20 protein-coding genes are annotated in these 23181 nt (G+C 71.8%); 15 read left to right on the top strand and 5 right to left on the bottom strand.

What is annotated here, in order from left to right:
- Positions 1 to 67 precede the first annotated feature (67 nt).
- Entirely contained in the window at positions 68 to 1804 is a 1737-nt protein-coding gene (locus QM626_RS11320; RefSeq protein ID WP_415077051.1) for an AAA family ATPase, read from the bottom strand.
- A gap of 44 nt (positions 1805 to 1848) precedes the next feature.
- The gene (locus QM626_RS11315) at positions 1849 to 2388 is read right to left on the bottom strand and encodes an NUDIX domain-containing protein (RefSeq protein WP_415077050.1); all 540 of its coding nucleotides are present in this window, start codon (positions 2386 to 2388) and stop codon (positions 1849 to 1851) included.
- Positions 2389 to 2431: 43 nt separating this feature from the next.
- On the opposite strand from QM626_RS11315, the gene dapA reads away from it, so the two are divergent.
- From dapA to dapF, 14 genes are all read left to right on the top strand, one after another.
- Positions 2432 to 3409: a 4-hydroxy-tetrahydrodipicolinate synthase gene (dapA, locus tag QM626_RS11310; RefSeq protein ID WP_415077049.1), complete on the top strand. Its 978-nt coding sequence runs from the start codon at positions 2432 to 2434 to the stop codon at positions 3407 to 3409.
- Positions 3410 to 3491: 82 nt separating this feature from the next.
- Positions 3492 to 5168: a ribonuclease J gene (locus tag QM626_RS11305; RefSeq protein ID WP_415077048.1), complete on the top strand. Its 1677-nt coding sequence runs from the start codon at positions 3492 to 3494 to the stop codon at positions 5166 to 5168.
- A 19-nt stretch (positions 5169 to 5187) separates the two neighbouring features.
- Positions 5188 to 5682, top strand: a complete 495-nt coding sequence (locus QM626_RS11300; RefSeq protein WP_415077047.1) for a GNAT family N-acetyltransferase — start codon at positions 5188 to 5190, stop codon at positions 5680 to 5682.
- Positions 5683 to 5742: 60 nt separating this feature from the next.
- Positions 5743 to 8385 (top strand): DNA translocase FtsK, encoded by a 2643-nt coding sequence (locus QM626_RS11295; RefSeq protein ID WP_415077046.1) that lies wholly within the window; start codon positions 5743 to 5745, stop codon positions 8383 to 8385.
- A 9-nt stretch (positions 8386 to 8394) separates the two neighbouring features.
- A complete protein-coding gene (gene pgsA, locus QM626_RS11290) occupies positions 8395 to 8964 on the top strand; it encodes a CDP-diacylglycerol--glycerol-3-phosphate 3-phosphatidyltransferase (RefSeq protein WP_415077045.1) in 570 nt (189 codons plus the stop codon).
- On the top strand, positions 8961 to 9497 hold the full coding sequence (locus tag QM626_RS11285) for a CinA family protein (RefSeq protein ID WP_415077044.1): 537 nt from the start codon (positions 8961 to 8963) through the stop codon (positions 9495 to 9497). The genes pgsA and QM626_RS11285 overlap by 4 nt, the downstream gene beginning before the upstream one ends.
- Before the next feature lie 214 nt (positions 9498 to 9711).
- On the top strand, positions 9712 to 12741 hold the full coding sequence (locus QM626_RS11280) for a DUF6273 domain-containing protein (RefSeq protein ID WP_415077043.1): 3030 nt from the start codon (positions 9712 to 9714) through the stop codon (positions 12739 to 12741).
- A 156-nt stretch (positions 12742 to 12897) separates the two neighbouring features.
- Complete coding sequence (locus tag QM626_RS11275) at positions 12898 to 13206, top strand: helix-turn-helix domain-containing protein (protein ID WP_415077042.1); 309 nt, start codon at positions 12898 to 12900, stop codon at positions 13204 to 13206.
- Positions 13207 to 13208: 2 nt separating this feature from the next.
- The gene (locus QM626_RS11270; protein WP_415077041.1) at positions 13209 to 13433 is read left to right on the top strand and encodes a DUF3046 domain-containing protein; all 225 of its coding nucleotides are present in this window, start codon (positions 13209 to 13211) and stop codon (positions 13431 to 13433) included.
- A 246-nt stretch (positions 13434 to 13679) separates the two neighbouring features.
- A complete protein-coding gene (gene recA, locus QM626_RS11265) occupies positions 13680 to 14732 on the top strand; it encodes a recombinase RecA (protein WP_415077040.1) in 1053 nt (350 codons plus the stop codon).
- 2 nt (positions 14733 to 14734) lie between these two features.
- Positions 14735 to 15355: a regulatory protein RecX gene (locus tag QM626_RS11260; RefSeq protein WP_415077039.1), complete on the top strand. Its 621-nt coding sequence runs from the start codon at positions 14735 to 14737 to the stop codon at positions 15353 to 15355.
- Between the two features lie 29 nt (positions 15356 to 15384).
- On the top strand, positions 15385 to 16923 hold the full coding sequence (gene miaB, locus QM626_RS11255; protein ID WP_415077038.1) for a tRNA (N6-isopentenyl adenosine(37)-C2)-methylthiotransferase MiaB: 1539 nt from the start codon (positions 15385 to 15387) through the stop codon (positions 16921 to 16923).
- A gap of 25 nt (positions 16924 to 16948) precedes the next feature.
- Positions 16949 to 17875 (top strand): tRNA (adenosine(37)-N6)-dimethylallyltransferase MiaA, encoded by a 927-nt coding sequence (miaA, locus tag QM626_RS11250; protein ID WP_415077037.1) that lies wholly within the window; start codon positions 16949 to 16951, stop codon positions 17873 to 17875.
- A 47-nt stretch (positions 17876 to 17922) separates the two neighbouring features.
- Positions 17923 to 18783 (top strand): diaminopimelate epimerase, encoded by an 861-nt coding sequence (gene dapF, locus QM626_RS11245; RefSeq protein WP_415077036.1) that lies wholly within the window; start codon positions 17923 to 17925, stop codon positions 18781 to 18783.
- Here the strand turns inward: dapF and QM626_RS11240 are convergent.
- The gene (locus QM626_RS11240) at positions 18756 to 19994 is read right to left on the bottom strand and encodes an MFS transporter (protein ID WP_415077035.1); all 1239 of its coding nucleotides are present in this window, start codon (positions 19992 to 19994) and stop codon (positions 18756 to 18758) included. The genes dapF and QM626_RS11240 overlap by 28 nt on opposite strands.
- 78 nt (positions 19995 to 20072) lie before the next feature.
- Entirely contained in the window at positions 20073 to 20714 is a 642-nt protein-coding gene (locus QM626_RS11235) for a class I SAM-dependent methyltransferase (protein WP_415077033.1), read from the bottom strand.
- An 81-nt stretch (positions 20715 to 20795) separates the two neighbouring features.
- Between QM626_RS11235 and hflX the strand changes: the two genes are divergently transcribed.
- Positions 20796 to 22307: a GTPase HflX gene (hflX, locus tag QM626_RS11230; RefSeq protein ID WP_415077031.1), complete on the top strand. Its 1512-nt coding sequence runs from the start codon at positions 20796 to 20798 to the stop codon at positions 22305 to 22307.
- Between the two features lie 139 nt (positions 22308 to 22446).
- Here hflX and QM626_RS11225 read toward each other — a convergent pair.
- Positions 22447 to 23181 (bottom strand): prolyl oligopeptidase family serine peptidase (locus QM626_RS11225; RefSeq protein ID WP_415077029.1); only part of this gene is annotated, 735 nt, incomplete at its 5' end.

The following is a 23181-nucleotide window of genomic DNA, read 5'->3' as shown; positions in this document are numbered from 1 at the left end:
GGACGTGGTGCGCGGCAGGCGCGCGCCCCGCGACTGGCGTCCGGGGTCGTGTCCGTGCCGTCCGCGCTCAGATGCCGCGCGCCCGGAGGGCGGCGGCGACGTCGTCGCCCGTCAGCTGCCGGAACTCGTCGTCCGCGAGGGCCGCGCGCCGCTCGGCACCGAGCTCGAACAGGCGGCGGTCCCGCTGCTCGATCGCGTCGGCGATGAACTCGCGAGCGAACCGCGCGTTGCCCAGACGGTCGAGGCGGGCGGGATCGAGTCTTCCCACTGCGGCGCGGAACGCCGCGGCGCCCTCCGGCGTCAGCAGCGCGTCGCCGCGCCCCGCGAACGACTCGGCGATGCGCGTGAGCTCGTCCGCGTCGTAGCGCTCGAAGTCCAGGCGCGACGAGAAGCGGCTCTCCAGGCCGGCGTTCGCGGCGAGGAACTGCTGCGTCTCGTCGGGATAGCCCGCGATGATGACCAGCAGCCGCTCTCGGTCGTTCTCCATCCGCGCGAGGAGCACGCCGATCGCCTCCGAGCCGAACGCGTCACCGCCGCTGAGACCCTGCGGATTGTGCAGCGTGTACGCCTCGTCGATGAAGAGCACGCCGTCGAGCGCGCGATCGATGAGCGCGTTGCTCTTCGGCGCCGTCTGCCCGAGGTACTCGCCGACGAAGTCTGCGCGGCTCGCCTCCGTCACGCGGTCGGACGCGAGCAGGCCCAGCGCGAAGTGGATCCGCGCGACGATCCGGGCGATCGTCGTCTTCCCGGTTCCGGGCGGGCCCTGGAAGACGAGGTGACGGGGCCGGCGCTCGGCCGGCATGCCCCGGGCCTCGCGCTCGAGCGCGAGCTCCGCCCGGGCGACCAGCGTCCGCACCTGGCTTTTGACCGCGGCGAGGCCCACCTCGCCGTCGAGCTCCGCCAGCGCCTCGTCGAGCAGCGCGCGCCGCGACGAGCGGTCCCTTTCGTCCGGCTGCGGCGCGGACGCCGGATCCCACGGATCGGACCGTGCGGCGATCGACTCGCGCGTCGTGAGGAGCAGCCGGTACGACGGATCGTGGATCGCCTCCGCGACGGACTCGTCTCCGGGCACCTCGGCGAGCAGGCGCTGCAGGATCCGCTGCGCCTCGTCCTCGTCGCCCTCCTCGCGTGCGATCAATGCCAGGACGAAGCCTGCGTGGCGGCGGAGGCCGGTGAGCTCGCTGCGCCGGACCTCCTCCAGCCGCGCGCGGGCCTCGTGGAAGTACCCGAGGTGCGCCAGCGCCTCGCCGACGTGCACGTTGTTGCCCGTCGCGATCGCCGTATCCGCGTCGGCGGTGCCCGGCGATGCGACGGCGAGGACCGCGTCCCAGCGCAGGGCCTGCCGGTAGGCGACGGCGCGCGAGAAGCGCACGGCGACGCTCGGCTCGGTCCACCGCTCCAGCAGCTCATCGGCCTCACGGTGCGCGCCTTCGCCGAGGAGGTGCGACGCTTCCAGCAGCCAGACGTCCTCCTGACCGGCGATCCCGGTGCTGAGCCAGCCGTACGGGTCGAGGTCGAAGCGCTGCTGGAACGACCACGGCTCGAGCCCGTGGGGCGCGAGATCCTCGCCGAGTCGTGAGACGGACGCGAGCATCATCCGGGGGATCTCCCTGGTCCGGTCGTGGAACGCCCAGCGCGCGAGCCAGGCGTCGCACATCGACGGGGCGGCCTCCGTGGCGCGCCGGAACTCGGCGATCGCGTCGGCGGCCTCCGCCCGACCCCAGGGCTTCCCCTGTCCACGGAACCCCCATGCTCGCAGGCCCCGGTCCAGGTGCCGTCGTGCGACTCTGAAGTCATCCGCCATGCCAGCACCCTATGGCGTCGCCTGCGCACGCGGCACCGGGCCGCTCAGGCGAAGCGTCCGAGGCGGATGCCGGCGTAGGCGAGGGCGGCGACCGTCTCGCCGTCGGCGATGCGCCCGTCGGCGATCATCGTGAGCGCCTGGGCGAACGGCACCCACGCCAGCTCGACGATGCCCTCCTCGCGCTGCGTGGCCGCTGCATCCGCCGCCGAGCTCAGTCCTCGTGCGAGGAACACGTGCTCGGGCGCCTCGGCGATGCCGTTCAGGGCGTCCATGGTGCCCAGCGCGGTCCAGTCGGATGCCGCGAGCCCGGTCTCCTCGGCGAGCTCCCGCTGCGCGGCCACGAGCGGGTGCTCCCCGTCGCTGCCGCCGGCGGGCACCTCCCACGAGCGCCCCGTGGTGTACCGGTCGATCGCGACCAGGCACACCCGGTCCTCGGCGTCGAGGGCCACCACGAACACGGCGGGATGCCGCATCCGCACGACCCCGTAGATGCCCGCGCCCGCGGGTCCGGTGACCTCGTCCTCCCGCACGCTGATCCATCGGTTCTCGTACACGGTCCGCGAGGCGCGCGTCGTCCAGCTCATGCCGCCAGCCTGGCAGAGCGCCAGAACCGATAGCCTGAGAACCATGACGCACCAGGGCAACCCGTTCGGACAGGTGCTCGTCGCGCTCGTCACCCCGATGACGGCTGACGGGGAGGTCGACTGGGACGGCGTCGCGAAGCACATCGACGACGTCATCGTCTCCGGCGCCGACGGCATCGTCGTCACCGGCACGACGGGCGAGACGAGCACGCTGACGGATGCCGAGAAGCTGCGGCTGGTCGAGGTCGGCAAGGACGTCGCCGCGGGGCGCGCGAAGATCATCACCGGCGGCGGGTCGAACGAGACCGCGCACGCGATCGAGCTCTACAAGGCCAGCGAGAAGGCCGGCGCCGACGGCATCATGATCGTCACGCCGTACTACAACAAGCCGACCCAGGCCGGCATCCTCACCCATTTCCGGCTCGTCGCCGATGCCACCGACCTGCCGGTCATCCTCTACGACATCCCGGGCCGCACCGGCGTGCCGATCAGGTACGAGACGATCCTACGCATCGCGAAGCACCCCAACGTGCGGGCGATCAAGGACGCGAAGGGCGACTTCAGCGAGGTGAGCCGCGTGCTCAACCAGACCGACCTGATGTACTTCTCCGGCGACGACGCGAACGTGCTGCCGCACCTGTCGATCGGCGCGACCGGGCTCATCGGCGTCACCGCGAACATCACCGCGTCTCCGTACCGCACGATCGTGGACGCGGTGAACCGGGGCGACCTGGCCGCCGCGACCGCCGAGCACCGGCGCCTGGAGCCCCTGGTGCGCGCCGTCATGACGCACGTGCCCGGCACCGTGAGCGCGAAGTACATCCTGCACGGCCTCGGCCGCATCTCGAGTCCTCGTGTGCGGCTGCCGCTGGTGGGCCCGGAGGAGTGGGAGGCCGCGATCATCGAGGACGAGCTCGCGCTGGTCCACGACGTGCCCGGCATCGACGTCGAGAACTTCCGTCCCGACCGCAACGCCGCCGCCGGCGGAGCGCTGCCCAAGGTGCACGGAACCACACGCTGACAACACCCGGCACGAGCCGGAGACACCCGCCCGCGGGTGAGAGAGCGGATGCTGCACACCGCCGCATCCGGAAAGGCAGTCCATGGCCACCACCGTCTACGACCCGCCCGCCCTCGAACCGGGAACGCTGCGGGTCACCCCGCTCGGCGGCCTGGGCGAGGTCGGCCGCAACATGACCGCGTTCGAGTTCGAGGGCAAGATCCTCATCGTCGACTGCGGTGTGCTCTTCCCCGAGGAGCACCAGCCCGGCGTGGATCTGATCCTCCCGGACTTCGCCCCCATCCGGGACCGTCTGGACGATGTCGTCGGCCTCGTGCTCACGCACGGTCACGAGGACCACATCGGCGCGGTGCCCTACCTGCTGCGGCTGAAGAGCGACATCCCGCTCATCGGATCGCAGCTGACGCTGGCCCTGACCGAGGCCAAGCTCAAGGAGCATCGGATCAAGGCGTACACGCTGACCGTCTCGGAGGGGCAGCGCGAGCAGGTCGGCCCGTTCGACCTGGAGTTCGTCGCGGTCAACCACTCGATCCCGGACGCGCTCGCGGTCGCGATCCGCACCCCGGCCGGCATGGCGCTGGCCACCGGCGACTTCAAGATGGACCAGCTGCCGCTGGACGGCCGTCTCACCGATCTGCGCGCCTTCGCCCGGCTGGGCGAGGAGGGCATCGACCTCTTCCTCGTCGACTCGACCAACGCCGACGTGCCCGGCTTCACGCCGCTGGAGCGCTCCATCGGGCCGGTGCTCGACCAGGTCATCGGCAAGGCGCCGCGCCGCGTCATCGTCGCGAGCTTCTCCAGCCACGTGCACCGCGTGCAGCAGGTCGTCGACGCGGCCGCCGCCCGCGGACGCCGGGTCGCGTTCCTCGGCCGCTCCATGGTGCGCAACATGACCATCGCGCAGGACCTCGGCTACCTGACCGTGCCGGACGGCGTGCTCATCGACTACAAGAAGGCGCGCGACCTGCCCGACGACCGGGTCGTGTACATGTCCACCGGCTCGCAGGGCGAGCCCATGGCGGTCCTCGCCCGCATGGCCAACCTCGACCACGAGATCGAGCCGGGCCCCGGCGACACCGTGATCCTCGCCTCCAGCCTCATCCCCGGCAACGAGAACGCGGTCTACCGCGTCATCGACGGGCTCACCAAGCTCGGCGCGAACGTCGTGCACAAGGCCAACGCGAAGGTGCACGTGTCCGGCCATGCCGCCGCCGGCGAGCTGCTCTACTGCTACAACATCCTCCAGCCCCGCAACGTGCTGCCGGTGCACGGCGAGTACCGGCACCTCATCGCCAACGCGAAGCTCGCGCAGGACACCGGCGTGCCGGCCGACCGTGCGATCGTCGGCGAGAACGGCACGGTCGTCGACCTGCGGGACGGCGTGGCGCGCGTGGTCGGCCAGCACGACATCGGCTTCGTGTACGTCGACGGCTCGACGGTCGGCGAGATCACCGACGCCGACCTGAAGGATCGCCGCATCCTCGGCGAGGAGGGCTTCATCTCGGTCATCGCGGTGGTGGACGCCGCGACCGGCCAGGTCATCAGCGGCCCCGAGATCCACGCCCGCGGCTTCGCCGAGGACGACTCCGTGTTCGACGACGTGAAGCCGAAGATCGCCGCGGCACTGGCCGAGGCGGCCGCGTCGGGCGTGCGTGACACGCACGCGCTGTCGCAGGTCATGCGCCGTACGATCGGACGCTGGGTGAACCAGCGGCTGCGCCGCCGCCCGATGATCGTCCCGCTCGTGATCGAGGCCTGACGCTCGATACACTCGCGGCATGCCCGTCCGATTCCGTCTCCGGCCCGCCGTGCCCGGCGACGGGACGTTCCTGGCGGACATGGTGGTGGAGGCCGCCAACTGGCATGCCGGGGCGCCCAGGCCACGGCACGAGATCGTCAGCGATCCGCACCACGGCCGTTACCTCGCCGGCTGGCAGCGGCCGAGCGACACCGGGGTCGTCGCGCTCGACTCGCAGGACAGCCCGATCGGAGCGGCCTGGCACCGGATGCTGCCGCGCACCGAGCCGGGGTTCGGCTACGTCGGCACCGGCGTGCCCGAGCTCATCATCGGCGTGCGTCCGATCTGGCGGGCGCACGGCGTCGGCCGCGCGCTGCTGCAGGAGCTGGTCCGGCAGGCGCAGGCCGAGGGCTTCACCCGGCTCAGCCTGAGCGTCCAGCGCGGCAACTACGCGGCGGTGCTCTACCGCAGCGAGGGCTTCGTCGTCGTCGAGGCCGGCAACGGCCGCGACACCATGGTCAAGCGCCTGCGCTGACCCGGGCGGGGTGCCGCGTCGCTCCCGCGCGTTGTCCCCCGGGGGCAATAGCGTGGACGCATGCCCAGGAGCACAGGCACGACCGCGTCTTCGCGCACGTCCGCGAAGGGTTCGTCCTCGCGCGCCCGCAAGAGCGCCCCGGCGCCCAAGCAGTATGTCGGCGAGGAGGAGAAGCCGCCGGTGGCCGTGCGCGCGTGGCTCGGACTCGCCCACGCGATCGGGGGCATCTTCCGCGCGTTCGGTCCCGAGACCCTCGAGAAGGAGCAGCGCCGCGACGGCTTCCCGTTCCTGCTCGTGCTGCTGGCGATCGCCGGCGCGGTCGTGGAGTGGTTCTTCATCGGCGACGCCGCGGCGATGGCGCTCAGCGCCTACACGGTCGGCGGACTCGTGGGTCGCATCGCCTTCCTGCTGCCGGTGCTGCTGGTCGTGCTCGCCGGGTGGCTGTTCCGGCATCCCTCGTCCGTGCACGACAACGGCCGCATCGGGATCGGCTTCGCCCTGCTCGTCGTGTCGTCGGCGGGGTTCTGCCACGTGTTCGGCGGTCGTCCCGTCCCCAGCGACGGCCTGCCCGCGCTCAGCGCGGCCGGAGGCCTGTTCGGATGGATGATCGGCGAGCCGCTCGCGTTCGCGCTCACCCAGGCGGGCGCGGCGGTCGTGCTCGGGCTGTTGACGCTGCTCAGCGTGCTCATCATCACCAAGACGCCGCCGAACCGCATCGGGCGGCGCCTCGGCGACCTGTACGCGTGGATGTTCGGCACCGAGCGGCCGGCCGAGCCGACCGAGCCGACCGGGCCGACCGCGGTGATGCCGGCGGCCGGCGACGACGCCGCCGAGTCGGTCCCCTGGTGGCGGCGCAACAAGAGCGGTCGCGAGGAGGACCCCGACGAGGGGCTCGGGTCGCAGGACCTCACCGCCCTGCTGGCCGACACCGGCACGATCGAGGGCGGGTTCGAGCAGGCCCTGACGCCGCCGCTGCTGCCCGACGCGGTCACCGAGGTCATCGACCCGTCCGTGCTGGCCGCCGCCGAGCGCGTCGCGGCCGGCGCGACGGCGTTGCAGGAGGACGGCGACACCGGCGACATCGATCCGCTGCCGGACGCCGCGGGCTTCGGCGCGACCGGCGATCGGGTGCCGCCCTCGGCGCCCTACGTGCTGCCGTCCACGGCGTCCCTGTCCGCCGGCACCGCCCCGAAGGCGCGCTCCGAGGCCAACGACCGCATCGTCGCGGCCATCACGGGCGTGTTCGAGCAGTTCGGGGTGGACGCCGTCGTCACCGGCTTCTCGCGCGGGCCGACGGTCACGCAGTACGAGGTCGAGGTGGGCCCGGGGGTGAAGGTCGAGCGCATCACGGCCCTCACCAACAACATCGCCTACGCCGTGGCCTCCAACGAGGTGCGTATCCTCGCCCCGATCCCCGGCAAGAGCGCGATCGGCGTCGAGATCCCCAACACCGACCGCGAGATCGTCACCCTCGGCGACGTGCTGCGCTCACAGGCCGCCACGAGCTCGATGCACCCGATGACGATCGGGGTCGGCAAGGACGTCGGGGGCGGCTTCGTGGTCGCCAACCTCGCGAAGATGCCCCACCTGCTCGTGGCGGGCTCCACCGGGTCGGGCAAGTCCAGCTTCGTCAACTCGATGATCACGAGCCTGCTGATGCGCGCCAAGCCGAGCGAGGTGCGCATGGTGCTCATCGACCCCAAACGCGTGGAGCTCACGAGCTACGCCGGGGTCCCGCATCTGATCACCCCCATCATCACGAACCCCAAGAAGGCGGCCGAGGCGCTGCAGTGGGTCGTGAAGGAGATGGACATGCGGTACGACGACCTGGCGTCGTTCGGCTTCCGGCACATCGACGACTTCAACAAGGCGGTCGTCGCCGGGGCGATCCAGCTGCCGCCGGGCAGCGAGCGGGTGCTCAAGCCCTATCCGTACCTGCTCGTCGTCGTCGACGAGCTCGCCGACCTGATGATGGTGGCCCCGCGCGACGTCGAGGACTCGATCGTGCGCATCACGCAGCTCGCTCGTGCCAGCGGCATCCATCTGGTGCTGGCCACGCAGCGTCCGTCGGTCGACGTCGTGACCGGCCTCATCAAGGCGAACGTCCCCTCGCGGCTCGCGTTCGCCGTCACGAGCGTGACGGACTCGCGCGTCATCCTCGACCAGCCCGGCGCCGACCGGCTCATCGGCCAGGGCGACGGCCTGTTCCTGCCGATGGGCGCGTCCAAGGCCATCCGTGTGCAGGGCGCATGGGTCAGCGAGCCCGAGATCGAGAAGGTCGTCAAGCACGTCACCGGGCAGGCCCGGCCGGAGTACCGCGCCGACGTGCAGGCGGAAGCGTCCCGCAAGGAGATCGACGCCGACATCGGCGACGACCTCGAGCTGCTGCTGGCCGCCGCGGAGCAGATCATCTCGACGCAGTTCGGGTCGACCTCGATGCTGCAGCGCAAGCTTCGCGTGGGCTTCGCGAAGGCGGGCCGGCTCATGGATCTGCTCGAGTCGCGCGAGATCGTCGGGCCGTCCGAGGGCTCCAAGGCGCGCGACGTGCTCGTGACGCCCGACCAGCTGCCGGCCGTGCTCGCGCGCCTGCGCGGTGAGGACGTCCCCGCTGCCGGCGCCGACCCCGTCGACGCCCAGTTCGCCGGGCTGCCGGTCGAAGAGGCCGACGGCGACGAGGACGCCTGGCAGCTGACCGGTCGATAGGCTCGCGCTGTGGCGATACCCCGGCAGCTGCCCAACGCGATCACGATCGTGCGCATCCTGTGCGCGCCGGTCTTCCTGTGGCTGCTGCTTGCGGATGCCGGCGCCGACGGCGCGATGCGCTGGATCGCGACCGTGCTGTTCGTCGTCGCGATCGCGACCGACGGCATCGACGGCCACCTCGCCCGCACCTACGACCTGGTCAGCGACCTCGGCAAGCTGCTCGATCCGATCGCCGACAAGGCGCTGACCGGTTGCGCGTTCGTGGGTCTGTCGATCCTCGGCGAGCTGCCGTGGTGGGTGACGATCGTCGTGCTGGTGCGCGAGATCGGCATCACCGTGTACCGGCTGATCGTCGTGAGCAACCACGTGCTGGCGGCGGCGTGGATGGGCAAGCTGAAGACCGTCATGCAGGCGGTCGCGCTCTCGCTCGCCCTCGCTCCGCTGCGACCGCTGCTGGGGGAATGGGTCGACTGGGTCGACACCGCCGCGATGTGGATCGCCGTGATCCTCACGATCGCCAGCGGCGTCGACTACGCCGTCAGCGAGGTGCGCGGCGCGAGGCGGAGCCGCCGGCCATGAGCGGCTTCGACGAGGAGCCGCTCGAGGCGGCGACCACGATCGTGCGCCGCGGCCGGCGCACCGAGGCGGAGCGGGTGGTCGACCGGCTGCGGGAGCTGGACTGGACCATCGCGGTCGCCGAGTCGCTGACCGGCGGGCTGCTCGTGGCCTCCCTCGTGGACGTGCCCGGCGCCTCCGCCTGCGTGCGCGGCGGCATCGTGGCCTACGACTCGGCGCTCAAGCACTCGCTGCTCGGCGTGGACGCCGGCTTCCTCGCCGACCACGGCGCCGTCCAGCCCAAGGTCGCCCGGCAGATGGCCGACGGGGTGCGCGAGGCCGCGGCGGTCGCCGGCGTGCCCGCGCACGTCGGCGTGTCCACCACCGGCATCGCCGGCCCCGATTCGCCCGACGGGCAGGCGGTCGGCACCGTCCACATCGGGGTCTCCACGCCGCTGGGCACCCGCGTCGAGACGCTCGCCCTGTCGGGCTCGCGCGAGCAGATCCGGGCGCAGGCCGTTCGCCGGGCACTGCGTCTCGTGCTCGACGCGCTCTGACCGAGGGTCTCCGCCTCCGACCGCATCGGCCGATGCGGTCCTCGGCTTCAGCCGCGATGTCTCGAGTTAGCGATACATCATGATATGCACTTTATGGTTGCAGGACGCCGTCTCCCGCGCGCGTCCCACGTGCGACACGTTGGGTGGCGAAGAAGGCCCGGCCGAACGACGACGTTCCGGCCCGGCCAGCCGACAGCTCACCGAAAGGCACACAGTGCTCAGGAACGAAGACGTTCGCATCACGAAGAGGACACGGACGAAAGTCGTCGCGGCGACCACGGCCGCGCTGGTGGCCGCCCTCGGGCTCCCGGCCCCCTCGGCATCCGCCGTCACCGGCGACACCGTCAGCTACCTGGTCCAGTGGTTCACCGGCACCGCGGCGGGCGACTACCCGACCACGGCCTCCTCCAGCGCCACCCGCACCGGCGCGTCCGGAGACACGGTCACGCTCTCCGGCGACGACGTCACGGCGCCGAACGGCTACGAGCTGGACACGGACGACTCCACCACGACCACGACGATCGCCGACGACGGCTCGACCGTCATCTCGGTGTACTACAAGGCCGACGAGGAAGCGACCGACCTCTTCCAGCAGGGCAACCTGCTGTGGACGACCACCACCGCCGGCGACCCCTACGGCGACGGCGCGTTCCTCGGCTCCACGACCGCGCAGGACAACGCGCAGGCGCTGGCGCTGTGGTACCAGGCCGCCGAGCTCGGCGACATCGGCGCCATGGACGCGATCGTCAACTACACGTACTACGAGCGCGGCGGCCTCGTCCGCGACGACCAGTCGAACATCTACACGCCGTACGACGGCGAGAACATGGGCATCAACCCCGACGGCGAGAACGGCTGGTCCATCATCCGTCGCTTCGGCCTGGCTGCCGTCGACGGCGTCGCCGGCAACACGCTCGCCGACCTGGACAGCTTCGACAACAGCGGCACCGCGCAGTCGGACATCTACCATGCCCTCGCCGAGTCCTACGCGAACGACGAGATGAAGGCGATATACCCCGACATGATCGACTACGCCGCGTCGCTGCCGTACTACCTCGCGGCGGCGAACTCGGAGGGCGACTTCAAGGGATGGCGCTACGTCGCCGAGCTGTACTGGTTCGGCCGCCTCGCCCCGACCGACGGCAGGACCGCAGGTGAGGAGGCGCTGATGTACATGGAGAAGGCGGCCGAGGGCTACGACTCCGACACCGACCCCACCGCCTACCTGAGCAACGACGCCACGGCCAACGCCTACCTCGGCTTCTGGTACCTCAACGAAGACGGCACCGGCCCGGATCTCCCGATCCCGGCCGGCGAGACCAAGGTCTCCATGGCGGTGTACTACTTCGAGCGTGCGCAGGCCATCGCGGACCACGGCACCATCCGCAAGATGCAGGAGGCGCTCGAGAAGCTCGCCGAGATCTACGAGACCGGTCGGAACGAGGCCGACGGCGTCGCGACCCCCGCCGACCTCGACAGGGCGCTCGCGATCTACGACGAGATGCTCGGCTCCCAGTACTATCCCGGCACGCAGAAGTACATCGACGCGGTCGCGCGGATCGAGGCCGAGCAGGAGGCGCTCACCGGTGCGATCGCGGTGATCTACGACAGCGCCCCGCTGACCCTCGACAACGCCCCGGTCACGATCGGCGACGAGGTGCTGGTGCCCTACACCGTGCTGAGCTCGCTCGGCCTGACCACGACGTACGACGACGTGACCCAGACGGCGTCCGCCACCGGAACCGACGTCTCGATCACTCTGACCGCCGGCAGCGACTCGGCGACCGTGGTGCACACGACCGTCACGATGGACGCCGCGGCGCAGATCCTCGACGGCGAGCTGTACATCCCGCTGCTGTACGTCGCGAAGACGATCGGTCTCGACGTGAGCTACGACGCCTCTGGTCGATCGGTCATCCTCGACGACCCTGCCGGCATCACTCCGAGCGCCGACTTCGACGACGGCGGCAACGAGGTCATCACCTTCGGCGGTCGCGAGTGGGTCGTGCTCGTCGCGGAGGACGACCGGGAGCTGATCGTCGCGAAGGACGACATCGAGAGCGCGGCGTACAACACCGCGATCGTCGCCTCGACCGGGAAGGAGGCCCAGGTCACCTGGGAGGACAGCGAGCTCCGCGACTATCTGAACGGAGACTTCTACGACTCGTTCACCACGGACGAGCAGTCGGAGATCATCAGCACACGACTGAGCAACGGCGACAACTCGGAGTACAAGTCCCTCGGCGGCAGCGACACCACCGACGACATCTTCCTGCTGTCGCAGGCCGAGTACCAGACCTACATCGCCTCGGACTCGCAGCTGGTGAGCACGCTGAACGCCGACAGCTCCGACTGGTGGTGGCTGCGCACCCCGGGCATCGACCAGCGCTACGCCGTGTTCACGAACGCGTCGGGCTTCGTCGCCTCGTACGGCCGTCTCGTGTCCAACCCGCTGGGCGGCGTGCGTCCGGCGATGTGGATCAAGGTCACCGAGCCCGACCCCGGCACGCACCCGACCATGACGGTCACCCGGACCGGCACGGACGAGCTGACGGCGACCTTCGACCGCGCCTTGAGCCCCGCTGACGCGCAGTTCACGATCACGAAGGACGGCACCACGCTGGACATCTCCTCCTTCACATGGGCACAGGACGACAAGTCCGTCGTGTTCGCGTTGACGGGCGAGATCACCGACGGCACGTATCAGATCGACATGAGGAACGTCGCCAACGGCAGGACGCTGAGCGGCTCGCTCACGGTCGGCGACGGCTCCGGCGACGGCTCGGGCGACGGATCGGGCTCGATCGACACGGTTCCGACGGAGGATCAGCTGACGGAGGCGAACCGCACCGGTCTGACCGGCCCGGGCACGGCGGCGCAGGGCGAGCAGATCACGCTGACGCTGACGGGGGAGCACCCGGACACGGTCCACGCGTGGATCTTCTCCACCGCGACCGATCTGGGCATCGCCACCGGCCTGACCGGCGACAGCTTCTCGGTCACGATCCCGGTCGACCTCGCGGTCGGGTCGCACCGTGTCGCCGTGACCGACCCCACGGGCGCCGTGCTCGGCTGGTACGACATCACGGTGACACAGGCGCTGTCCGGGTCCGGCGCGACGGCCGGCAGCCTGGCCGCGACCGGCTACGAGACCGGCTGGGCGCCGGGCGCGGCCGTCGTGCTGCTGCTCCTGGGCGGCATGGCCCTCGGGCTGTCGCGCCGCCGGGGCATCCGTCGCGCCTGACCACCGCACGCCCAGCGGAATAGCGGGTGTTTCACACGGGTTACATTCGGTGATTCTCACCTCGCCCTCAGTGCGCGGGGTTAGATTGGCTGCATCCGGTGCTGTACCGTGGTCCACCCGGGACCGCGACTGGGCGAGAAGAGGAGGGGAACCGACATGATCCTGGTACGTCACGAGATCGGCGACGTCCTTCGGGACTTCCGACAGCAGAAGGGCCGCACCCTCCGCCAGGTCGCCAGTCGCGCCAGCGTCGCCCTCGGCTATCTCAGCGAGGTCGAGCGAGGCCAGAAGGAGGCGTCGAGCGAGATCCTCGCCGCCGTCGCCGAAGCCCTCGATGTGCCGATCGCGACCATCATGCGTGAAGTGGCCGACCGGCTCTCCGTGCTCGAGGGGCTGCAGACCTTCCCCGACGTCGTCCCCGACGAGCTGGTCGCGGAGATCGAGCCCGAGCTGTCGCTGCGCTGAGCGTGCGCAGAAGCGAATTCGACCGCGCCGTCGCCGAGGAGTTCGGCGGCGGCGCGGCTTTCGTGCTCACCGATGTGAGCCTGCCCGGATGCGGCGGCCGCACGGCCGCGCGCGCTCTCGCGGACGGCGATGCCCCGCGCGAGGTGTGGTTGGCGCTGTGCGCGGAGATGGACGTCCCGGGCTCCCGTCGCTACGGCGTCGGCCGGCTCGATCCGCGCTCCCGCTGATCCGGCGTGTCGTCGAAGATACGTTCGATCTCCGCGTAGTCTCCTCCCCAGGTGGTGTCGCAGACACTCCTGTCCACCGGTCGCGGTGGGGCGACGGCGGATGTCGGAACCCCCGCGTAGCGTCCGGAGGAGAGGAAGCCACCTCCGCCTTGCCGCAGTCCCCGACCGGGGCGTGGCAGCCTACAGGCGACCGACACCCGGGCGCGGCGCGAGCCGCCGAAGGATCAGATGCAGAAGGAGCACGACATGCCATCACCCGCTGACCGCGAGAAGGCCCTGGAATCGGCACTCGCCCAGATCGACAAGCAGTTCGGAAAGGGCTCGGTCATGCGGCTGGGCAGTGACGAGCGCGCGCCGGTCGAAGTCATCCCCACCGGCTCGATCGCGCTCGACGTCGCGCTCGGCGTCGGCGGGCTGCCGCGTGGCCGCATCATCGAGATCTACGGCCCGGAGTCCTCGGGAAAGACCACGCTCACCCTCCACGCGATCGCGAACGTGCAGCGCGCCGGCGGCATCGCCGCCTTCATCGACGCCGAGCACGCGCTCGACCCCGACTATGCGAAGAAGCTCGGCGTCGACATCGACTCCCTCCTGGTCTCGCAGCCCGACACCGGTGAGCAGGCCCTCGAGATCGCAGACATGCTCGTGCGATCCGGTGCCATCGACCTGGCCGTCATCGACTCGGTCGCAGCCCTCGTGCCCAAGGCCGAGATCGAGGGCGAGATGGGCGACTCGCACGTGGGCCTGCAGGCCCGGCTCATGTCGCAGGCGCTGCGCAAGCTCACCGGCGGGCTGAACCAGACCAACACGACGATGATCTTCATCAACCAGCTGCGTGAGAAGATCGGCGTCTTCTTCGGCTCGCCCGAGACCACCGCCGGCGGCAAGGCGCTGAAGTTCTACGCCTCCGTGCGTCTCGACATCCGTCGTATCGAGACGCTCAAAGACGGCACGGACGCGGTCGGCAACCGCACCCGCGTGAAGGTCGTCAAGAACAAGATGGCTCCGCCGTTCAAGCAGGCCGAGTTCGACATCCTGTACGGCACCGGCATCTCCCGCGAGGGCAGCCTCATCGACTTCGGCGTCGAGCACGGCATCGTCAAGAAGTCCGGGGCCTGGTACACGTACGACGGCGAGCAGCTCGGCCAGGGCAAGGAGAACGCCCGCGCCTTCCTGATGAAGAACGCGGACATCGCTGCCGAGATCGAGGCGAAGATCAAGACGAAGCTCGGCATCGGGGGGCCGCGCGCGGTCGAGACCCCGGTCTCCGACGAGCTGGCGGCTCGCCGGCCGGCCTGAGCATGGTCCGGTTCGTCGAGGACGAGGAGCGGCCCGGGGGCGCTGCCGCCGGGCTGGCTCCCGTCATCCCGCTGTTCGGAGGGCGGGATCAGAGCCGTGGCGACGATGCTCTCACGGTGGCGCAGCGCCGGCACCCGGCCGGCAGTGCGCGCCCGGACGCCACGCCCGCGCACGCCGCCGAGCACGCGCTGCTGCGCAAGCTGGCCGCGCGTTCGCTCTCGATCGTCGAGGCGCGCGCCGTGCTGGCCGGCTTCACCCTGACGCCCGGCGAGGCCGACGGCATCCTGAGCCGGTGCGAAGAGCGCGGCTACCTCGACGACGCGGCGCTGGCGGAGCAGATCGTGCACGTCGCTCTGGATCGTCGGGGGGAGGGGCGCCGGGCCATCGCGGTGACGCTCGCCAAACGCGGCGTGCCGCGCGAGGTCGCGGCGGCCGCGCTGGCGGAGCTGCCGGACGACGATCGGGAGCGGGCGCTCTCGTTCGCCCGCACCAGGGCTCGTGCGCTGCGCGGACTCGACCGGGACGTCGCCCTGCGGCGCCTGGTCGGTCAGCTCGCGCGCCGCGGCTATCCCGGGCACGTCGCGATGGACGCGGCCCGTGCGGCGCTGGCCGAGACGGGCTGACCTCCCCGCGGACGTAGAATGGCGGCGTCATGACTGCATCCTCCGCGCCGACCGTCATCGCGCCGTCCGCCGCCGCCCTCGGCGTCGACGGCGTCCCCCGCACCTACGAGGTGCGCACCTTCGGGTGCCAGATGAACGTGCACGACTCGGAGCGGCTCTCCGGATCGCTCGAGAGCGCGGGGTACGTCCGCGCCGCGGACGGCGCGGAGGCCGACATCGTCGTCATCAACACGTGTGCGGTGCGCGACAACGCGGCCGGCAAGCTCTACGGCACGCTCGGGCATCTCAAGAGCCGCAAGGACCGGCACGCCGGGATGCAGATCGCCGTCGGCGGCTGCCTCGCCCAGATGGACAAGGACGTCGTGCAGCAGAAGGCACCGTGGGTCGACGTCGTCTTCGGCACCCACAACATGGGGTCCCTGCCCCGCCTGCTCGAGCGCGCCCGGCACAACGAGGCGGCCGAGCTCGAGATCCTCGAGTCGCTCGAGGTGTTCCCCTCGACGCTGCCGACCAAGCGCGACAGCGTCTACAGCGGCTGGGTGTCCATCTCGGTCGGCTGCAACAACACGTGCACGTTCTGCATCGTGCCGAGTCTGCGCGGCAAGGAGAAGGACCGCCGACCCGGCGACATCCTCAGCGAGGTGCAGCTGCTCGTCGACGACGGCGCGATCGAGGTCACCCTGCTCGGTCAGAACGTGAACTCGTACGGCGTCGAGTTCGGCGACCGGGAGGCGTTCGGGAAGCTGCTGCGCGCAGCCGGCGAGATCGACGGCCTCGAGCGCATCCGGTTCACCTCCCCTCACCCGGCCGCCTTCACCGACGACGTCATCGCCGCGATGGCCGAGACTCCCGCCGTCATGCCGCAGCTGCACATGCCGCTGCAGTCCGGCAGCGACCGCATCCTGAAGGCCATGCGCCGGTCATACCGCAGCGAGAAGTTCCTCGGCATCCTCGACCGGGTGCGTGAACGCATCCCGCATGCCGCGATCTCCACCGACATCATCGTCGGCTTCCCGGGGGAGACCGACGAGGACTTCGAGGACACGCTGCGCGTGGTCGAGCAGGCCCGCTTCGCGAGCGCGTTCACGTTCCAGTACTCCATCCGGGAGGGGACGCCCGCCGCGACGATGGCCGACCAGGTGCCCAAGGAGATCGTGCAGCAGCGGTACGAGCGCCTCGTCGCCCTGCAGGAGCGGATCAGCCTGGAGGAGAACCAGGCGCAGGTCGGCCGGCAGGTGCGGGTGCTGGTCTCGACCGGTGAGGGCAAGAAGGACGCCGCGACCCACCGCCTCACCGGCCGTGCCGAGGACAACCGGCTGGTGCACTTCGAGGTGCCGGCCGGCTCCGAGATCCCGCGCCCGGGCGATGTCGTGACCGTCACGGTCACGCACGCAGCCCCCTTCCATCTGCTGGCGGACGCGGTCGACGGCGGGCCGCTGCGGATCCGCCGCACGCGCGCCGGCGATGCCTGGGATCGCACGCAGGCCGAGTCGTGCGCGCTTCCCGAGCCCGGCGCGCCACGTCCGGTGGCTCTCGGCCTGCCGACCCTCCGCATCGCCGGACGCTGATCGCTCCCGCCGTCCCGGTCGCCCGATGCGCCTCGTGAGCGGGGAGACGTCCCCCCGGCTGTGGGCGATCGTCGGTGCCACCGGCACCGGCAAGACAGCGCTCTCGCTCGATCTCGCCGAATCCCTGGCCGGGAGCGGCGGTTCCGCGGAGATCGTCAACGCCGACGCGATGCAGCTGTACCGGGGCATGGACATCGGCACCGCGAAGCTCCCCGTCGGCGAGCGTCGCGGCATCCCGCATCATCTGCTGGACGTGCTCGAGGTGACGGACGAGGCGGCGGTGGCGCGGTATCAGGATGCGGCGCGCGCGGCGATCGGCGACATCCTCGCCCGGGGCGCCGACGCGATCCTCGTCGGCGGCTCCGGACTGTACGTGTCCAGCGTCCTCTACGACTTCCGGTTCCCCCCACGGGACGCGGCGCTGCGCGCGGAGCTGGAGGCCGAACTGGCCGCGCACGGCGCCGGGGTGCTCCACGCACGTCTGCAGCGTGCCGACCCCGGGACGGCCGCCCGGGTCGACCCGCGCAACGGGCGACGGATCGTGCGGGCGCTCGAGGTGCTGGCGCAGGGCGCCGACACGCACGGTGCGGCGCTTCCCGAGACGCCGCTGCTGTGGCATCCGCGCACGCGCGTCGTGGGCGTCGCCGTGCCCCGCGAGGACCTGGTGGCGCGACTCGACGATCGCGTGACCGGCATGTGGGCGGCGGGGATGCTGGACGAGGTCGCCGCGCTGCGCGAGCGAGGACTCGAACGCGGTGCGACCGCGAGCCGGGCGATCGGCTACGCGCAGGCGCTCGCGCAGCTGCGCGGCGAGCTCGACGAGTCCGAGGCGATCGCGCAGACCCAGGCGCTGACCCGGCGCTACGCCCGCCGGCAGGTGTCGTGGTTCCGCCGGTACCCCGGCGTGGCGTGGGTCGGCCCCGGCGCCGACGTCGCCGCGCTCCCGCGCTGACCCGTCCGAGACCCGGGCCTCGCGCCGGCCCCGGTAGACTCGAGCGCATGCCGCAGACCGTCGCGTTCACGAAGGGGCACGGCACCGGCAACGACTTCGTCATCGTCGCCGACCCGGACGGGGCGCTCGCCCTCGACGCCGAACAGGTCGCGGCCATCTGCGACCGGCGCTTCGGCGTCGGCGCCGACGGCATCCTGCGCGTCGTGCGCGCCGACGCGGTCGCCGAGGGGGCGGACGCCGCCGCCGGCGGCGCCGAGTGGTTCATGGACTACCGCAACGCCGACGGCTCGATCGCCGAGATGTGCGGCAACGGCATCCGCGTCTTCGCCCGCTACCTCACCGAGACCGGGCTCGCCGAGATCGGCGAGGAGCCGGTGCGGATCGGCACCCGCGCCGGGATCAAGACCCTCACCCGTGACGGCGCCGGCTTCGAGGTGGACCTCGGGCCGTGGACCGTCGACGAGAGCGACGTGCTGGTGCAGGCGCGGGGGCTGCCGGTCGCCCGGCCCGGGCTGGGCATCGATGTCGGCAACCCGCATGTGGTGGTCGCCGTCGCCAGCGACGACGAGCTGGCCGGGCTCGACCTGGCGCATCACCCGCTGCTGCACCCCGCGCCGGTCGCGGGCGCGAACGTCGAGTTCGTCGTGCCCGCCGACCCGCTCGTCCAGTCCGGCGTGGGCGTCGTGCGGATGCGGGTGTTCGAGCGCGGCTCGGGCGAGACGCTCAGCTGCGGCACCGGAGTGGCCGCGACCGCGCTCGCGGTGCGGCACTGGGCGGGTCCCGCCGCTCCGGACCAGTGGCGCGTGAGCGTGCCCGGCGGTGAGCTGAGCGTGCGGATGCGGGACGGGCACGTGCTGCTGGCCGGTCCCGCGGTGCTCGTCTACAGCGGCGAGCTGACCCTGGCCTGACGGCGGACGCGCCCGGCTGCGGCAGCCACGACCCCGAGCAGCAGCAGCACCAGCGTCGCCGCGATCACCACCGCGAAGCCGCCCTCCGATCCGCGGATCTCGGCCAGCGGCCCGGCGATCGCGGCGCCGAGGGCCAGCCCGAGCACCACGCCGCTCGCGGTGAGGGTCATCGTGATCCCGCCCCGGCCGTGCTCGGCGATCGATCCGGAGATGCGGAAGATCGTCAGCAGCAGGGGCCCCTGGAACGCGCCGGCCACGACACCGGCGAGCACGACCCCGAGGACGCCGCCGGCGGTCGTCATCAGCACGGCGCCGCACAGCATCCCGATCCCGGCGAGGATCCACCGGGTCCACGGGCCGATGCGCTCGGGCACCAGCACCATCGACAGGGTCGTGGCCGCCGACCCCACCGCCATCACCGCGTAGAGCAGCGCGCCGGCATCCGGCACGCCCATCTCCGCGGCGAACGCCGTGAGCGCGGTCTGGCTGCCGCCGAAGAACACGCCCATCGAGACCATCCCGGTGAAGGTCAGGGCGATCAGCGCCGTACGCCGGCCGGTCCCCGGCGTCACCGCGTCCGGGAGCCCGCCGGCGGCGATCCTGCCCCGGCGGGGCACGGCCCGATGCGTGCGGTGCACGGCGAACTGCGTGACGAAGACGGCGATGAGCACGCCGGCGATCAGCATCGCGACGCGCGGGTCGAACGCGACCGCGAGCAGCCCCACCAAGGCGGGGCCGATGATGTACACGACCTCGTCGACGACGCCCTCGAACGCGAACGCGGCCGCGGTGTCGTCGGGGGCGAGCGCGAGCCACCTCGCCCGCGAGAGGGCCCCGACCTGCGGGAGGGTCAGTCCGGCGACGCCTGCCAGGGCGACGGTCGCCGTGTCCGGGATGGCGCCCACCCCCAGCGTGAACACGAGGAGCACCGCCAGATGCACCACGACGCCGGCGAGCAGCACGGGCCGCTGCCCCCACCGGTCGGCGAGACCCCCGGACGCCGGCGCGCCGACGGCCTCGCCGAGAGCCGCGGCCGCCGAGGCGAAGCCGCCGACCGCCAGCGACCCGGTGGCGGAGGTCGTGAGCGTCAGGACCGCCAGCGGCACCATCGACATCGGCAGACGACCGAGCGATGTCGCCACGAGATACCCCCACCCGGCGATGCGGGGGAGTGCGCGATAGGCGGACAGGCCGGCACGGGAAGCGGACACGGGACTCCTCACCGGCGCGTCCCCCACCCGGATCGCGCTCTCGTCCCATTCAGTCGTCGCCGCGAGCCTAGCAGCGGTTCATGTCAACGCGATCGGCTCGGTCGCCGGACTGCCGTGCCGGCGCACCTTCAGCACGCGGTACCCTCGTGCGGTCGCCGTGCGGAACACGCTGTAGCCGCGCGGGAACGACGTCGCGATCCACCGCTGCAACGAGTCCGAGCCGAGGTTGCGGGAGACCACGAACCATGCGTCGCTGCGTTCGTCGAGCCGGGGGATCCACTGCTCGAGCATGTCGTGGAGGATGTGCTTGCCGACCCGGATCGGCGGGTTCGAACGGATGGTGCGGAACGCGAGATCGGCGGGGACGGCATCCGGTGTGACGGCGGTGATGTTGTCCAGGCCCAGCGCGGCCGCATTGCGCCGCACCAGGTCGAGCGCCCGCTCGTTCACGTCGACGGCCCAGACCGTCGCATGCGGCGACTGCGTGGCCAACGTCAGCGAGATCGGCCCCCATCCGCATCCGAGGTCGAGGAAGTTGCCGCCCGCCGGCGGCGGGGGAGTGTGGGACAGCAGGACGTCGGTGCCCGCGTCGAGCCGGTCGGGACTGAACACACCGTTCGCGGTCGTGACGTCGACGTCACGGCCGAGCAGGCGGAAGCGTATGGTGCGCAGGTTCTCGCCGCTGGCGGGCGACGCGCTGAAATAGTGGTCGCTCGGCATGGGAGCGAGCGTAGCGGAGGACGTGCCCCCGGCGGGAGGCTAGAGTAGGGCACCTGGCCCCGGTGGCCACGGAAAGGCGACATGACCCAGAGCACCGACGAGCCCGTGGAGCGGGCGATCGACCCGGTGGAACGCGTGCTGAGCCACGCCGAGCCGCGCGCGAGGGTGCGCCGCGCCGGCGCCGCGCAGGCGTTGCAGGACGTCGCCACCGTGTCATACGGCGACACCGACGGCGAGCAGTGGGACCGCGAGGAGCGCGCGGCGCTGCGGCGCGTGCCCGGCCTGTCGACCGAGCTCGAGGACGTCACCGAGGTCGAGTACCGGCAGCTGAGGCTCGAGAACGTCGTGCTCGTGGGCGTGCACCCGCAGGGCCGGGCGACGGATGCCGAGAACTCGCTGCACGAGCTCGCCGCGCTCGCGGAGACCGCCGGCGCGGTCGTGCTCGACGGTGTGCTGCAGCGCCGGCCGCATCCCGACCCGGCCACCTACGTCGGCCGCGGCAAGGCGGAGGAGCTGCGCGACATCGTCGCGGCCGTCGGCGCCGACACCGTCATCGCCGACACCGAGCTCGCGCCCTCGCAGCGGCGCGCGCTGGAGGACGTGGTCAAGGTCAAGGTCATCGACCGCACCACCGTGATCCTCGACATCTTCAGCCAGCACGCGAAGAGTCGGGAGGGCAAGGCGCAGGTCGAGCTCGCCCAGCTCGAATACCTGCTCCCGCGGCTGCGCGGCTGGGGCGAGTCGATGAGCCGCCAGGCCGGCGGCCAGGTCGGCGCCGGCGGCGCGGGGATGGGCTCGCGCGGACCCGGTGAGACGAAGATCGAGCTGGACCGCCGCCGCATCCGCACCCGCATGGCGCAGCTGCGCCGGCAGATCCGCGATTTCGCGCCGGCCCGCGACGCGAAGCGTGCCGAGCGCCGGCGCCACACGATCCCCGGTGTCGCGATCGCCGGATACACCAACGCCGGCAAGTCGTCGCTGCTGAACCGGCTCACCCGCGCCGGCGTGCTGGTCGAGAACGCGCTGTTCGCGACCCTCGACGCGACCGTGCGCCGCAGCGAGACCGAGGACGGCCGCGTCTACACGCTCACCGACACGGTCGGCTTCGTGCGCAACCTGCCGCACCAGCTCGTGGAGGCGTTCCGCTCCACGCTCGAGGAGGTCGGACAGGCGGACGTCATCGTCCACGTCGTCGACGCCTCGCACCCGGACCCGGCGGCGCAGATCCAGACCGTCCGCGACGTGATCGGCGACGTCGGAGCTCGCGAGACCCCCGAGATCGTCGTGTTCAACAAGGCGGACCTCGTCGACACGGACACTCGACTGCTGCTGCGCGGGCTCGTGCCGGACGCCGTGTTCGTCTCGTCGCGCACCGGCGAGGGCATCGACGAGCTCCGGGCGGTCATCGAGGCCGCGCTGCCCCTTCCCGCCGTCGAGGTGCGTGCCGTCGTGCCGTACGACCGCGGCGACCTGGTGTGGGCGGTGCACGAGCACGGCCTGATCGAGTCGGAGGAGCACAGCGCGGAGGGCACCGTGCTGCACGCACGCGTCCCGGCATCCCTCGCCGGACGACTCGCCCCCTTCGTGCGGTAGCGCCCCTTCCGCCCCCCTCTCTCCCCGCGAGCCCGCATCCGGTTCGCGAGCCCGCACCCGAATTGCGTAAATCGCGTGCGGGTTCGGCGGAGGAATGCGGGCTCGCGGGGAGAGGGAGGGGAGAGAGGGAGGGAGAGGATCAGGCGCCGTCGATCGCGGGCATCAGCACCAGGAGGCCGTCGTCGCCGTCGACCGGGGTGAAGCCGTGCTCGGCGAACACGGCGGTCCAGGCCGCGTCCGCCGTCCGCGCGTAGAGCGGCCGGGCCGGTTCGCGCGAGATCGCGATGCCGACGTCGCGGGAGGCGTGATCGGACGCGGCCGTGCCCGGTGTCACGGTCAGCTCGCGGCCGCGCGGCCCGTCGGCGGGCGTGATCGCGCCGACCGTGACCTCGAAGGCCGGCACGTCCGGCGTCGGGAAGCCGAGCACCCGCCCGAGGAACGCGTACTCGCTCTCCAACGCGTGCACCATCGTCTCGCGACGACGGAACCCGTGCCCCTCGCCCGGGTAGAGCACGTACCCGTAGGGGACGCCGCGCGCGGCCAGCGCGTCGCGGATCGCCTCCGCCTGCGCCGGCGGCACGACCGCGTCCTCCTCGCCCTGCAGGATCAGCAGGGGCACGCGGAAGCGTTCCGGATGCGACAGCGGGGAACGCTCCAGGTAGACGTCCTCCGCCTCCGGCAGCGGGCCGATGAGTCCGTCGAGATACCGCGACTCGAAGTCGTGGGTGTCCGCCGCGAGCGCCCGCGCGTCGCCGATGCCGTAGCGCGAGACGCCGGCCGCGAAGACGTCGGTCCCGACCAGCGCCGCGAGCACCGTCCACCCGCCGGCCGAGCCGCCCTCGATCGCGAGCCGCGCCGGGTCGGCGACGCCGGC

Origin of the sequence: Microbacterium sp., from assembly GCF_047606385.1 — a bacterium.
In the GTDB taxonomy this organism is placed as follows: domain Bacteria; phylum Actinomycetota; class Actinomycetes; order Actinomycetales; family Microbacteriaceae; genus Microbacterium.
The sequence above is the reverse complement of the archived record's forward strand: the minus strand, read 5'-3'. Positions and strand labels throughout refer to the sequence as shown.